Here is a 14,401-nt window from a genome sequence, read left to right as displayed (position 1 = left end):
TATGGTGGCGGAAATGGTAATGGTTCAACATTTGCCTTAATTGTTGTTCTATTTATACTTTTAATTATTATCGGCGCTACTTTCATGAATAGAGAGTATTAACATTTCCGATTTAAGGGTTGCCCCCAGCCTGGTGACCCTTTTATAGTTACTTTTCTCAGATTGTTCAGTAAAGCACTTTTATTAAATTACTGATGATTCTGCGGTTTTTATTTATGGCATTGCTACTTAGTGTTGATTTCAAATAAAATACTTTAGAACAAAGTCCAATCATTTATATAAAAGATTGATAATTAATAATAACGTTCGATAAAAATCTAACTTAAGGATTTTCCAATGTATTGGGACTGTCAATATTTTTGTGTAAATGACAATCCAACCTCTTCTAAAGAGCAATTTCCAAATGAAGAATCACTTGAATGTTTCCTTGTTTCACAGTTCAAATCTATTTAATAATCAAAAAGTGCCATTTGCACACTGCTTAACAAAAGCAACTTACATACAAAAACGTCTAAAAAATTTGTTGATTTTCCCTGTTTTTTGTTTTATATTTACAATATCCATGTGCTGTTTAACAGATAACTGTTAGGCAGCTTTTTAATTACCAGAACACAATAATTACTGGTATACCAATGGCTATTATGAGTAACTCACATATTACACAAAATTTCTTTATGTTTTTGATCTCGGCCATCATCTGGCATATAAAGAAAATTCACTAACCGTTTTAGCATCTGAACCACCACTTACCCACAAATACCAAGCGTTCATGCAACGATAACCTCCAACTGTTGCCGGCCATTAATAACCTTATCCGCTTCCATGTAATTAATTTTCTGACTAACCTATAGTGCTTCTAAACTTTAAATACTGTCGTATGCTCTTTTAATGGCTACATCGTAATTTTCCATAACCACATTTGTTTCCATTGCTCCGATAGCTTCGTAGATTGCCTTACGATGCTTGATTAGTCATTAATACACGACCGTTTTCATGGACGAATATTTGTAATTGTTTCATGCTAAAACCTCCTGAATATTATCTAAGGTATTTTATGGGATATTCACAAATAAAGGAGTTGTTATTAGTGTCTTCAAAAAAAGTATCTATCGGTCTTACACAATTTACAGATTTTACTTTCAAAGGCGTTACTGGAAAAACCTCAATGGTTAGACAAATAAAATATCAAGATGAATACAATCCTGCTTTTGATTACTGGAAACCTTTACGTGATGGTATCCGAAAATTCCATGAAAACGAATTTAGTAACGATTACCTGCTTTCTCTTGCTAAAAAAGTTTCTCAAGCTAAACAAAAAAATTATCTTGAAGCAGTCAAAGCACATTTGAAATTTATTAAAAATAAAGAAATAGAATGGTTTGAACCAGGCAAATCCAATTGGTATAGCGAATATATAACTGTTCGTTCATCACCAGAACTTGGATTAAAGATTGACGGAGTTCCACACTTAATCAAGTTATATTTCAAAGGCAAGGACGAACGAATTGATAAAAACAAATGCCGCTCATCTTTGACACTATTAAATCAATCTGATTTCACCATTGAGCATTCTCCTGATATAAAACCGGCAATTTTAAACGTCCAAAAAGGTAGATTGATTTCAGATGAACCCTCTACTGAAGATCATCTAATTGCACTTGAATCTGAAGCAGCACAATTTATGGTCATCTGGAACAAAATTTAATCAAATTCGAGCCCCTTTGTACACACGCATGTGCCCCCTACCTTCCAAGTAGATATTTTTTAGCTCTAAATCGAATTGGTGTGTCTGTGCGTTCCACCTAACCCTGCGGCTTTTTATAAAATCTATTTCTCAGGCTATAAACTATACAAACAAAGCAATCACGACATATTAATAGTAATGTAAAGCTAATTTAGCCTTACACCTCCGAATTTTGTTACTAAGGGTCACTCCTATCCCAAGTGACCCTTTTTATAGTTTCTTTCCTCATATTGTGCAGTTACTTTTTATCATCTGTTGCAGTTTTAAAAGGTACTTAGTAAGTCATTTTTACTCTCCATTTCTCATATTTCATTAAGAATCTTTGTTTTCAAAACATTCTTCAAAGAAAAACCTCTGGAAATAAGTTAACTAACAATTCATTTTGTGTTAACATATTTTTAATCTCATTATTTAGGGGTGATTTTTTTGACTGACAAGAGTAGAACAATAATTGACTCGGTTGTTGGTTTGGCATTATGTTCAGTAGGAGGATATAGAATCTTTACTAACAACATAGAAGCTATGTCAATACTAGTAGCATATATTTTCTTTATTACTGGAATGATTGGCTTTGTTTTTAGTGTAGTAAAGTTATCTAGAATTGCAAGAACTTAGCGTTTGCTTTATTGCAACGCTTTTTTAATGCTATTGCACATTTTGTTTCAAATTTTCACTTCGCCCACCTACGCTTATTACTAATTTGCTCAAGCTCTTTCCCAATGCTCAGTAGTCGCCCATAAGTCACTTTACTTTCAATATTTCTAACTTTGATATTTCGGTAATAAATGAATAAAATAGGATTTAGGTTCATATTTTCATAAAATGATTTATCGGCGGAATAATAATGTTAATTAGAAGTTCAGATTGTCATCTATTAAGCAATTTAGCCTATAAGTCAAAAGCCTACTGGGGATATACAGAAGTTTTTCTACAACAATGTAAAGCTGATTTAACTGTAACAAAAGAGTACATAGAAGAAAATCCAGTTTACGTAATGGAGAGTGACAACAAGATAGTAGCATTTTATAGCTTTACTATTAATGAACGGAAATTAGATGCATTATTCATAGACCCTGATTATATCGGTAAAGGATTTGGGAGAATGATATGGGACCATTTATTGAATAAAGCAAAGGAGTTAGGAGTAAGCGAATTTACTCTTGATAGTGAACCTAACGCAGAAGGCTTTTATTTAAAAAATGGGAGCAAAGACCATTGGCTCTACTCCATCTACTGTGTTTCCAGACCGTCATCTTCCTCTAATGAAAGTTAAAGTGTTGTAAAGACCCAGACAGCAATTGATCTAGTCGATATAATATATATTGTGTAGCAGCATGTCCAAGATAAACAAAGACTAACTCAACTAATTTATCGAGCGCATAGGCCCTTGGATAATAAGATAACTAATCACCATTATCTATTTTTTGTTTGCACTCCCCTCTTCTAATTCCCTAAAATGGAAATATAGAGGAGGAGATTATAGAAATGAAAAAATTAATTTTTAGCGCTGCACTAGTAATTAGTTTGGGATTAGCTGGTTGTGATGAAAATGCCACTAAGGAAGATAAACCTGTTAATGAATATCCAAAGCAAGAAACAATTGCATCAGCTACTAAAGAAAAAGTTGCAACTAACAAATTAACCGCAGAAAAATTCAGACAAATCATTGAAGGTATGACTTATGAGGAAGTTATTAAAATTGTTGGTTCAGAAGGAAAAATGATTTCTGAAATTGGTACAGCGGGTGAACCAAATCATACTATTTTGTACGATTTTGAAACAGATGGATCTCTCACAGCTGTTAATATGATGTTCAAAGGTGGTAAATTAATAAAGAAAACTCAAATGGGTATGAGTTCTTCTAATGTAAAAATAACAATGGAACAATTTAATAAACTTGAAAATGATATGTCAGAAGCTCAAGTATTTGAAATTCTTGGTGGAGAAGGAGAGTTAATTACTGAATCAGGTGATCTCAAAATGTATACTTATGCTGGGAAAACATCGTATACTAGTGCATCTATTACCTTTCAAGATGGTAAGTTAATGAACAAAACACAAATGAGATTAGAATAATTTTTTGCGGAAGTTACTCAAATTGAAATGCACCCCAATCGTTAGATTTTGGCCAAACTGTTGGAGTGCATTCAAACTGAGTGATATTAAATTAGAGCAGAAATAATAAAGTTTTCAAATTTGCATTTAAAATAAAAAATAATGCTATCACCCTTTCGCTCTTCAATCTTTGATTAAGGCCCCTCCAGTACTAAAATGATGTTTATCATCGACGGTTTCCATATAACCATTTAATTGAATGCTAGGATTATCAATTCCTAACAAAGATTTATCACCCATACCTTCAAACGGCATGAAAACATTTAATATAACCTTTTCCCCTGGTTGAATATCTAATTTGTTTCCCCTAGCTTCAACCTTATATTCATTACCTTTATAAGCATTTTCCCCTTCCTTTATCATGAAGGAAACAAAAACATTATTTTGCTTTATCACGTAATCACTATCATTTATCAATTTTATGGAATATGATATTCCTTCTTTTAGAGTTTCCTTTTCAATTAACTCTAGCTTAACTTTTTGTATAGCATTTATAGTGAACTCCTTTTCACTATCGCAACCTGCTAATAATACTAAAATGAAGATACAAGAAGATAATAATTTAAATTTCAATGAGATTCCCCCGTTGCTTTTTTGATTGCTTTGTTTCATCAAAAGATCCTAAAGAAGAAGATCACTCATCTTTTTTCAATTAAGTGATTTTTCGATTTCCTTTAACATAAGTATAATCTCCTCAATCACTATCTCTGGCTCATCATGATGTATATAATGTCCACTATGACTAGCAATCCGAAACTTGCTTGACGTTGACATCTTTTTAAATTCTGCTTGAAGGTTTTGTTCAATTTCCAATATCTTTTGCGACGGCCATCCCTCTTCTCCACTATCAGGTAAACCTCTTGTAATAATTGTGAGGGGGATGTCAGTTTGTCTTGAATGATCAACAATTTGCTTATAGCTCTGCATTTTATCAATATTTTCACTATTCAACGAAGGGTTTTCTAAATATTCTCTATTTCCTGCAACCAGATTTTCCGGTAAAACCTGTTCATAAGCAAGTTCTTTAAATTCCGGTGCAGCGTCAACCAAAATCATGCCACAAATATCTAGTGGATTGAGACTGGCATACAATCTTGCAATCAAACCACCAAAAGAATGCCCTACTAGTATATATGGCTTCTTTACGTCAAGTTCTTGCAACAAGTCAGAGAGCTCCTCGACCAAATCATGACAAGTCTGCGGGACAGCTGCGACTGAACTCCTACCAATACCCGCCCTCGTGTAGGACAAGGTTGACGTTACATACGATATTCGGTCTTGGACTTTTTTCCATGTCTCAAAGTTATCGCCTAATCCAGCTATAAAGATTACACTCGGAGCACTGTCACGTTGAAATTTCGTATACAGACCGCGATTATCATCGATATTGATTATCTTTTTATTTTGTTTATTCACGTTTAATCACCTATTCTAATTATAAGCTTTATATTACTTATATTTCCATAATAATTAAATGATCTATCATCTTTCCAAACTCCTGTTAGAGTCATGAACATCATAATTTTCAACTCCTATTCCTTATCACGTATAATTAATGCCACTATGCTTAATTTCGGGTAATGCTTTAACCCTTAAGTCTTGCAGAAAATTAAATACCTGTTCCTTCTATGATTAGGGTAATAACACGAAACAGTAATGTTTGTGTTTTGACAAGGAAAAGTTAATGGCAAAAAGGCTAGGCCTTTTCTCTCTTTTAAATAGCTTATTATTGCACGAATTGGAAATAACAGTTATTATTACGTTATACGTTATATCGCCAAACGTAATAAATTTTTAAAAGGAGGTATTGTATGAAAAAGGATAGATTTTCAGAGCCTTCGCTGTTTATTTTGATTAGTCTTGCAGAAAAAGATTGTCATGGCTATGCAATCATGGAGGATATTGAAAAGAATTATAGTATTAAATTAGGTGCTGGAACTTTATATGGAGCAATTACACGTTTAGAAAATGCAGGCTATATTCAAGTGCTTGAATCAGATGATCGCAAAAAACCTTACAGGCTAACAGATGCCGGACGTGAATATTTAAGCAACCAAATTAAAGAAATCCAAGCAATAACTACACTTGGCGCAAAAAGGCTTGGGCTTATATGAAGTGGTTAATTTATTTGTATCCAAAAAGTTGGAGAAAACGATATGGCGATGAAATATCTGATCTATTAGAACAAAAAGATTGGACATTCTTTATGACGATTGATTTACTCAGAGGTATAGTTGATGCTTGGAAAATCGAAATAAATGAACGAGAAGTTTTTGGCATTCGAATGAGCAATGTATTATTGCTTGTCGGTTTGATTAATATACTTATTATTCTACAATATAGATCATCACAGGAGGTTATTTTCATGGAACAAATTGCGTTAATCATTGCAATGGTATCATTTTTCTTAGCAGTATCTATTTTCATTGTGCATCTTTTTAAAGAAGGATTACAAAAGGCTTTTTCAATCAGCACTAAATTATCGAAAATGAGTCTCGGATTTATGGGCATATATGGTTTGAGTTTTATTACATTTCTAGTACTAACTAATTAACTATCGTATAAAAATTCTTTAACATAAAACTAATTATAATTAATAAAGCGTATTCGACCTTTCCGAATACGCTTCTATTTATCTAATGGCGAATAAATAAAAATCGCCCCATACTTTAATGAACCTTCGCCAATTCTAACTTCCTTTTATGTAAATAATTCGAATAAAATAAAACGATTAATACTAGACCTACGATAAATGAGAAATTTCCTATTTTCAGAAAAACGATCTTTGTATAATTGTCTAACGGAGTCAATTGGATAATAAAATATAGCGTCAAAGGTATGCCAACTATAGAAACTAATAATATATTTTTATTTTTCCAATAACCAAATAGAGTTTTAATGAAATAGGTGAAAAAAATCCAAAGGCTAAAAACTATTAAAGCATGAGATATTCTATCAGCTAATTGTCCCTTCAGTACAGTTAAAAAAAGAATAGAAAACACTACTAACGAAATAAATGGAGCAATCACAATTAACATATCCATTCTTTTAATCGGTAAATGCAACTTTGAAGCAGCCATCAATGAAAATGATGCTCTTTGTAAATATAAAAATAAACAAGCAATCATGATCAATCCTAAATATAACAATATAATACCTTCCTTCAGCCCTTTATCCTAATAAAGGCAACTTAATTTTGTTAAAAATATAGAATGTTATACTATATTTATTGCAACAATACACTATTTTCTTATTAGAATATTGGGTTTTGTTTCATTTTAAGCAATTGTCCAACAAAATGAGCGAATTCTAAATTCATTATTATCTAATGCAAAGTTATCACGACATTACACCACGCCAATTTTTTTGTAATCAAAATACACCTGTAACTAGTACTGTTGACCACCTCGATAGCTTGTACAACGCCTAAAAAAACCCTTCACTGATATGTGAAAAGCTCAATCTTTATAGGCCACTTAGTTGTTTTATAAATATAATCAATTCTGGACTTGCATTATTTCATTCAAAAAGGAAGGGAATACATCCCTTCCTTTTTATTAGTGAACAACCTTTTTATTGATTAGCTTGGTACTACCAAAAGCAATTACTAACGCTATTAAAGATATAGCCAGTGGCAGAATGAAGCTTGTATTACCAAATACTACTTGTGATGATAACGTCGAAGCCTCTTCCCATCGTATGCTAGGCGTAAAAAACATCGTTAATAGCATGCCTGACAGTACTTGCAATACTACAAATGCTAACGTGAAACTTCCTGCAAATAATAAGTATTTTTTCAAGTTAATCCCTCCTCTCTTACTTAATACTACGGCTTTAGTATAAATAAGTTTCACAATATTATATTTAACGTCAAGGACGGTTTGTTTTGAAATTATTCTGTAACACCTCTGTATCCTTGTATGGTGTTATTATCAATGGTTCTAGTTCAAAGTGCATAATAAAAGGCCTCTAACTCGAGGCCAGATCATTTTCCGCCAGTAAGTATTCAAATAGTTCTACTGATTACTTCTTGTCTAATTGAATATATTTACTTTCAGCGTCTGGTTGAGATCCCAATGAAACATCAGGATTTCTTTCACACTGATTTCGCTATTCCAGTGGCAGGGTAGCACAAAGAAAAGCATTATCTATTATCATTCTATACTACAATACTTAAAAGATCTCTTATTGTATCAATAACAACTTCTGGCTTATCAATATGTATCGCATGCCCAGCATCTTCAACGACAATATGTTGCTTATTTGTTGACAAGTTTGCAAGCTCTTCCTGAAGTCTCATCCAAGCAGCCATTGATTCCTTTGTGTGAAAAGGCTGCAGATCTCCTGTAACGACAATCAATGGTATATTTCCAAAAGATTTAGAAGTACGAACTTGCTCAAAGCTTTCTTCAATCTCATTAAGAGATCCTTCTATAGTAAATTGATTATAATACGCTTCCTGAACTTCTTTTGTAAATAAGGGAGGTAATATTTTATTTTGATCCTCATGAGATGAATCTAAGAGTACTACTCCTGCGACTTCCTCTGGATATTTACTTGCAAATAATCTTACATTTAATCCTCCTATTGAGTGACCTACTAATACATACGGAGGCTTTACACCTGCTTTTTTAAGTAATATACGTAAGTTATCGACACTTTGTTTACTATGTCGAGGTCTGTCATCCATTTCACTTTTTCCGATTCCTGCTCTGTCATAAACAAACATCTTTGAGAACTTTGACACTTCATTTCTAATCGAATTCCAGTTTTCTAAAGGAACTCCATACCCTGATTCGAAAACAAGTGTCGGACCATCGTGATGCTCCCCTAACAATTCACAGTATAGTTCAATGCCACCTATATCTAATTTTTTCCCTGTTTTATTTTCAATAAATTCAGTCATATTTAATCCCCCTTTTTATCAAGATTTTAATATAGACCCCTATAGAATTAATAAAACTTTTTCAAAATAAAAATACGGTAAAATTAAGCGTTTATTCTTTTCCAGAAGATATATAGGCCTCCACATGTCTGACAAATATAATTCTTCATCTCATCAATTAATTTCCCACTTAATTATACCATATATTCTGAATAATATAAATTATCTATCTCGGTATCCAGATATATAAAAATCAGCTACCCCTCACTTCCCTATCAATAAAATTTCCTACCTAAGATAGTTTGAGTAGAAATTTACTTTTCAAGAGCGATGATAACATCGCTCTTTTAATCTTCGCTTTTCCGCGCTATGGTGGCTCTGAAATTCACTAGGAATCATGTTGTCCTTAAAAACTCCGATACGACAAACTCAGATTAATCTTATGAAAAAAAGCCAATCTCAATTTTAATTGAGTACCCGGTCAATTTTATCGTTTAACCTTTAAACCTAGTAATTCAGCAAAGCCAATTGCTTGTTCAGTGGAAATCACACAGCCACTTAAATTTTTTAATGTTACATTTAATCGTTCAAATGTGCATGTACTGATATCCACATTATTTAGAGGTGTATCGCTAAAATCAACTTCATCAATATTACAGTGTTCAAATTTCACTTTCTTAAATTGGCAGTCGTAATAGCTTGTACCACGTAATGATGACTGCTCAAAACAAATCTGTTTTAATCTCGCTACTCCAAAATTACATAAATTCATGATACAACCTTCAAAAGAAACGTTCCCTAAATGGGCCTCTGAGAAATCAACACCTAACAGTTTACAGTTTTTAAATGTAACTCGATGTATAATACCTTCATTAAATTTTGAGTTAGATAAGTCACAGTTTTCAAAGATTACATCAGTCATGTCAATTTTGTAGAAATTCGAGTTAATCAAAGATACTTTTTGAAACATAACTTTAGATAAAAATAAACGTTCAATACTATCATTCTCTCTACTTGTATTCGTAATTAGTTGATTCGATAGATAAGGTTCTTCATCATAAAAAATATCTTCAAAAGTTCCTATAGCCAAATCATTTGGTATAAGTGGGAGTTCAATTTTAAATTTTGTAGTCATTCTATTTATCCTTTCTCACTTTTATTGCGCTGTTTAATTCTTTATATATAGTTTACATTAAAATCCTATTATCTTTCATATGTAAATGAATAAATTCAAATTACCACAACCCAAAGATTGTGGTAGGAAATTTTATACGTCTTCCTTATTATTTATTACGTTTTAAGGAAGTGTTTTCGTTGTGTTGTTTTTCATTATTTGAATTGTTCATTTGTTCTTTTGTTAGATCATTTTCTTCACGCACATCTAAATCGTCAGGGCTTAAATCTGATCCAAATTCTACTTGGTTTTCTGCACTTTTATTGCGCTTTTCGTTTGTCAAAATTATCACCTCCGATATATAAATTATCCATTTTGGCGTAAATTATACTTGTAAGAATATAATCTAAATGATACGCTATTTCCTTTGTAATTAGCTATTTTGGTATCATTTAGGAAATACCAGTTCAACCTAGCGAATTGAAAAGGAGAATTAATTATGGCTGAAAAATATGTGCATCACATTTGCATACAAACGAATACATACGCTGAGTCTTTAAATTTTTACATAGAAGTATTAGGATTTGAACTAGTACAGGAGTCACCAAATTTCCACGATAGACATTTTAATACTTGGCTAAAGCTCGGAGCCTTTTATATTGAACTCCAAACTGGGAAATATCATGAAGATCTTGATGCATGTAATTCAAATGCTCAAGGCATTGTCCACTTTTGTTTATGGGTTGATAATCTTAGTCAAGAAGTAGAACGATTGAAGGATATGAATGTTAATTTTATTCGTAAAAATGATGAAATTATTTATAAAGTTGAAAATGGCCAGCTTTGTAAATTAAAAGCACCTGAAGGATCCATTATAGAATTTCGCGATAATAAAGGAATTTAAAGTGATCAGGGGATGGATTTTCTTCATCCCTCTTTGCTTTCCCTAAATTTTGAGTGCCCATTATTGTGGGATTAAATTAATAACTATTTTTCATAAATACACCAGGTCTCATTATAAAGATGAGTCCTGGTCTTTTGTTTAAATTCGCTAAATGTAGCTATCCTAAGATTTTCACTACTTATAATCCTCTCATTTTTTGTCCAAGCTATATACAAAACCCCTTTATTCCACAAAATTAAACAGAATTTCTAAAAGTAGGGATCAAAAAATGAAGAAAAAAATTATGTTAATCGTAAGTTTAACAGCTGTACTATTGCTTTCTGGATGTTGGGATGTTACTGAACCACAAAGAATGTACTATATTGACGGAATTGGGATCGATTATAAAGATGGTCAATATGAAATATATATGCAAATCATCAATTTTGCTAATGTAGCTAAATCTGAAGCGCCTACTCCCCCAGCACCACCGTCAGAAATTGGATTTGCTAAAGGTAAAACGATGGAAGAAGCCTTTTTTAAATTATATCGCTCCATCGATCAAAAAATATTCTGGGGACATATGACTTTTCTTCTTTTCTCAGAGGATGCCTTGAAAAATGAGAATTCGATACCTGTTATTGACAGTTTTTTACGTCATCGGGAAACAAGATATCAAATATTGACTTATTGTACAAAGGACCCCATTAAAGATGTTCTTTTAGTCACACCGATGTTAAATAAATCGTTAGCAGCTTCAAAACTAAGCAATCCATTGCGTACAGAGGAAATAGAAACCTATGTAGAACCCGTTGATTTACGAAACTTACTTATCGCCTTAAATGAACCGAGTCATGAAGTGAATATTCCATTTGTTTCAATCAACAAAAATTGGGAGACGACCAAAGAGCCAACAACGGAAACTGCATTAACAGGTTACGGGGTAGTTTCTAAGAATGGATTTAAAGGCTACCTAAATGATGAGAATGCAAGAGGTATTCAATGGATGTTTAGAAATAAAACTCGAGGAGACGTAACCATTAAATTAGACAATAAAGAAAAAGAATATTTAACAGTCGATTTAGAAAAATTAAGTACTGAGATAAAACCAATTGTAAAAAACAATGAAGTAACCTTTGAAGTTGATATAAAATTTAATGCAATCATCAATGGTTTCAAAGGAAAAGTTAGCACCGATCAAATTAGAAAAGGTATTATTAAGGAAGTTAAAAAAGATATAACAAAAACATATGATGAGGGCTTAAAAATAGATGTTGATGTTTTCCGCTTATCAGAACAGCTATATCGAAAAAACGTAAAGGTATGGAAAAAGATACAAAAAGATGGCAAGGTGCCATTAACAGAAAATTCACTTAGTAAAATAAATATAACTGTTAATAAAGTTAATCCTGGTCGAAAAACATTTGCTGAAACAATTCAAGAATAGTTATATCAATTATTCCTCACGGCGGATGTTTGGACACGCGCTGAAAGAAGTTAAAACACAATTGTGTCAACTATCTAGCGATAAATTCAATTCATTGAAATAAATTCTCATTAGAACTTTGATTTTTCGTTCTATGTGTTATAATGCTATTATGGCTAAGCCATTATAAGGGCAAGACCAATTCTGTGCTGTAGCGTTGTCATACGCTACAGCTTTTTATGTTGTTAATTTTTGAAAATAACAAGGTGAAGCAAATTGCAAAAATGTAAGGGGAAATATGTATAGAAATTTTTTAAGGTCGATTAAATTAATACGAAATGCATAAGTTTAAACGTTATAGCATTTACGAATACTAATCTCTTTTTAATTGAAAGTTATATTTTTTATTGATCTTATCTGCAATTGTTTCTAAAAACACTTTAACAGTCATATCTTCGACTTCTCTCGTATACCATGCAAGTTTGGCACCATAATTTTTTTTATTATAATTTACTTGTAATGGCCAAAAATTATTGGTTGCGTAGGTATAATCAAATTTCACATATAGTTCCTTCCCTTCAGGACATTCCATAATAACATTATACAAAGGGTTTTTTCTTTCTTTTTCAAATTTAACTTTTCTAATTTTAGTTAACACAAATGACCCTCCCTTTATCTACAGATAGAATTGACTAGGTGTTATTAATTATGATTGCCTCCTACCCAACTGTGGAAGGCGCTTTAAGCATTGTATGGGACAATATCTAGCAGGTTCTTCACTAGCTTAATCGGACGACGACCCACTATCACTGCAACTAGATGTATCAGTGTAACTAGAAACATTGTCCAAACAATTGTGTGTATTTGAATCCTCTACGGATACAAATGTACCTGTTGAACTATAATCAATATGAGTACTCGAATGATTGGAACGACTTTTTGAAATATCAGTATTTGGCGATGCCTTTTTTAAGATGTTAATCACCGCCACTAAAATGATTAATCCCATCATAACAATAAAGAATTCCATTCTTCTCTCCCCCTTTAGATAACAATTTCATTTTATCATCAGGTGAGTTAATTAACCATTTTTAACCACTCCCATAAATGAGAAGACGCTGATTTCCGCTCCGGGGGTACTCGCTTTCCTGAAGGCGAACGTCCTTACATAAAGCGAGATCTCCATTTCCATTAGCTTGAGTAACTACCCTCTAGCGCTAATTTTAACCTTTGGTATGAAGTCATACTTGAGATTTTCTGCAAAAAACAACATCTTTTTAGATATAACGGAGAACATCGATTACTTATATTCCCTTTTTAAAATAGAAAAAATAACTAGATCGACATACTTTCCTTTTTCAAATTCATGCTCTCTTAACATTCCTTCTTGATAAAAATTTAATTTTTCCAATAATCTAATGGATGATTTATTTTCAGGATCGACTTTTGCTTCTATTTTATTAATGTCCATCTTTGTAAAAGCAAAATGGATGATAGTAGGTAATGTCTCTTTCATTATGCCCTTCCTCCAGTAAGAAGAAATTAAATCATAACCGATTTCTATACGATTATGGGCTTTTTCATAATTTAAAAAACCACATGTTCCAATTACCTTTTTAGTTTTAGGTTCTTCTATAACCCATCTTAAGCCACTCTGATCTTCGAAAATTTTTTCATACCAAATCATTTCATTTTTTGTATCCTCCACTGAGTTAAAAGGTTCCAATGGTATGTATTTCACAACACTTTCATCTGAATAAAGCTCAAAAAGATCAATACAATCATTTTCCTGTGCTTTTCGTAAGATAAAACGTTCTGTTTCTAATACAGGGAAATCTGAAAAGGTGAAATGTGTGCTCATAAGCATGCCCCTTTGCGATAAGTAAACTTCTATTTTATAGTACCATATTATGCAAAATCAGGTTATACATTGATATATCAGAGGGACCTGCTCAATACGATATGAGTATGGTCCCTCTTTTAGGATTATTGAAAATTTAAATCTAGCTTTGAATAAATTTCTCTTTAATATTTTTTGGTAAATCCTCCACATGAATTGCTTGGGGATCACCAGTGTATCCTTCTAAGCTTCTAGGAACACTGACGATTGTTCCTTTTTTAAAAGGTGTTTCTGCAAAAATAAAATGTACCCTATAAGATAGACACTTTCAAAAAGGTCATCTTATAGGGTATTTTTGTTTATAATGAAGAAAAAACGAGCGGTGGTTAATAGT

Annotated in this window: 18 protein-coding genes; 8 read left to right on the top strand and 10 right to left on the bottom strand. The window is 32.2% G+C overall.

Features of this window, described 5'->3' with window-relative positions; genetic code table 11:
* From ABH968_RS27080 to ABH968_RS27065, 4 genes are all read left to right on the top strand, one after another.
* Positions 1-102 (top strand): YjcZ family sporulation protein (locus ABH968_RS27080; RefSeq protein ID WP_370049031.1); only part of this gene is annotated, 102 nt, incomplete at its 5' end.
* A gap of 985 nt (positions 103-1,087) precedes the next feature.
* Positions 1,088-1,705, top strand: coding sequence for a hypothetical protein (locus ABH968_RS27075; protein ID WP_370049029.1), 618 nt, complete (start codon positions 1,088-1,090; stop codon positions 1,703-1,705).
* Between the two features lie 883 nt (positions 1,706-2,588).
* Positions 2,589-3,017 carry a GNAT family N-acetyltransferase gene (locus ABH968_RS27070; protein ID WP_370049028.1) on the top strand — a complete coding sequence of 143 codons (429 nt, stop codon included), beginning with the start codon at positions 2,589-2,591 and terminating at the stop codon, positions 3,015-3,017.
* Positions 3,018-3,229: 212 nt separating this feature from the next.
* A complete protein-coding gene (locus tag ABH968_RS27065; protein ID WP_370049026.1) occupies positions 3,230-3,820 on the top strand; it encodes a hypothetical protein in 591 nt (196 codons plus the stop codon).
* Between the two features lie 162 nt (positions 3,821-3,982).
* Here the strand turns inward: ABH968_RS27065 and ABH968_RS27060 are convergent, their stop codons facing one another.
* Complete coding sequence (locus tag ABH968_RS27060; RefSeq protein ID WP_370049025.1) at positions 3,983-4,432, bottom strand: hypothetical protein; 450 nt, start codon at positions 4,430-4,432, stop codon at positions 3,983-3,985.
* Positions 4,433-4,507: 75 nt separating this feature from the next.
* Complete coding sequence (locus tag ABH968_RS27055; RefSeq protein ID WP_370049023.1) at positions 4,508-5,275, bottom strand: alpha/beta fold hydrolase; 768 nt, start codon at positions 5,273-5,275, stop codon at positions 4,508-4,510.
* Between the two features lie 395 nt (positions 5,276-5,670).
* On the opposite strand from ABH968_RS27055, the gene ABH968_RS27050 reads away from it, so the two are divergent.
* Together ABH968_RS27050 and ABH968_RS27045 are read left to right on the top strand one after the other, a co-directional pair.
* Complete coding sequence (locus ABH968_RS27050; protein ID WP_370049021.1) at positions 5,671-5,973, top strand: PadR family transcriptional regulator; 303 nt, start codon at positions 5,671-5,673, stop codon at positions 5,971-5,973.
* A complete protein-coding gene (locus ABH968_RS27045; protein WP_370049019.1) occupies positions 5,970-6,413 on the top strand; it encodes a hypothetical protein in 444 nt (147 codons plus the stop codon). Before ABH968_RS27050 ends, ABH968_RS27045 begins: the two co-directional genes overlap by 4 nt.
* Before the next feature lie 115 nt (positions 6,414-6,528).
* Here the strand turns inward: ABH968_RS27045 and ABH968_RS27040 are convergent, their stop codons facing one another.
* The 5 genes from ABH968_RS27040 to ABH968_RS27020 all read right to left on the bottom strand — a co-directional run bounded on the left by ABH968_RS27040 (position 6,529) and on the right by ABH968_RS27020 (position 10,210).
* Positions 6,529-7,008: a hypothetical protein gene (locus ABH968_RS27040; protein WP_370049018.1), complete on the bottom strand. Its 480-nt coding sequence runs from the start codon at positions 7,006-7,008 to the stop codon at positions 6,529-6,531.
* 408 nt (positions 7,009-7,416) lie between these two features.
* Entirely contained in the window at positions 7,417-7,659 is a 243-nt protein-coding gene (locus ABH968_RS27035; protein ID WP_370049016.1) for a hypothetical protein, read from the bottom strand.
* Between the two features lie 359 nt (positions 7,660-8,018).
* Entirely contained in the window at positions 8,019-8,765 is a 747-nt protein-coding gene (locus tag ABH968_RS27030) for an alpha/beta fold hydrolase (RefSeq protein WP_370049014.1), read from the bottom strand.
* Positions 8,766-9,231: 466 nt separating this feature from the next.
* The gene (locus ABH968_RS27025) at positions 9,232-9,879 is read right to left on the bottom strand and encodes a pentapeptide repeat-containing protein (protein ID WP_370049013.1); all 648 of its coding nucleotides are present in this window, start codon (positions 9,877-9,879) and stop codon (positions 9,232-9,234) included.
* 148 nt (positions 9,880-10,027) lie between these two features.
* Positions 10,028-10,210, bottom strand: coding sequence for a hypothetical protein (locus ABH968_RS27020; protein WP_370049011.1), 183 nt, complete (start codon positions 10,208-10,210; stop codon positions 10,028-10,030).
* Positions 10,211-10,357: 147 nt separating this feature from the next.
* Between ABH968_RS27020 and ABH968_RS27015 the strand changes: the two genes are divergently transcribed.
* Both ABH968_RS27015 and ABH968_RS27010 read left to right on the top strand, forming a co-directional pair.
* Entirely contained in the window at positions 10,358-10,762 is a 405-nt protein-coding gene (locus tag ABH968_RS27015; RefSeq protein ID WP_370049009.1) for a VOC family protein, read from the top strand.
* 268 nt (positions 10,763-11,030) lie between these two features.
* Positions 11,031-12,188, top strand: a complete 1,158-nt coding sequence (locus tag ABH968_RS27010; protein WP_370049007.1) for a Ger(x)C family spore germination protein — start codon at positions 11,031-11,033, stop codon at positions 12,186-12,188.
* Positions 12,189-12,540: 352 nt separating this feature from the next.
* Here ABH968_RS27010 and ABH968_RS27005 read toward each other — a convergent pair whose 3' ends face one another.
* The 3 genes from ABH968_RS27005 to ABH968_RS26995 form a co-directional block, all read right to left on the bottom strand.
* On the bottom strand, positions 12,541-12,825 hold the full coding sequence (locus tag ABH968_RS27005; protein ID WP_370049005.1) for a hypothetical protein: 285 nt from the start codon (positions 12,823-12,825) through the stop codon (positions 12,541-12,543).
* 126 nt (positions 12,826-12,951) lie between these two features.
* Positions 12,952-13,197: a hypothetical protein gene (locus ABH968_RS27000; RefSeq protein WP_370049003.1), complete on the bottom strand. Its 246-nt coding sequence runs from the start codon at positions 13,195-13,197 to the stop codon at positions 12,952-12,954.
* 270 nt (positions 13,198-13,467) lie between these two features.
* Positions 13,468-14,028 (bottom strand): GNAT family N-acetyltransferase, encoded by a 561-nt coding sequence (locus ABH968_RS26995; protein WP_370049001.1) that lies wholly within the window; start codon positions 14,026-14,028, stop codon positions 13,468-13,470.
* Positions 14,029-14,401 lie beyond the last annotated feature (373 nt).

Origin of the sequence: Lysinibacillus sp. RC79 (assembly GCF_041262405.1) — a bacterium.
Classification (GTDB): Bacteria; Bacillota; Bacilli; order Bacillales_A; family Planococcaceae; genus Lysinibacillus.
The sequence above is the reverse complement of the archived record's forward strand: the minus strand, read 5'-3'. Positions and strand labels throughout refer to the sequence as shown.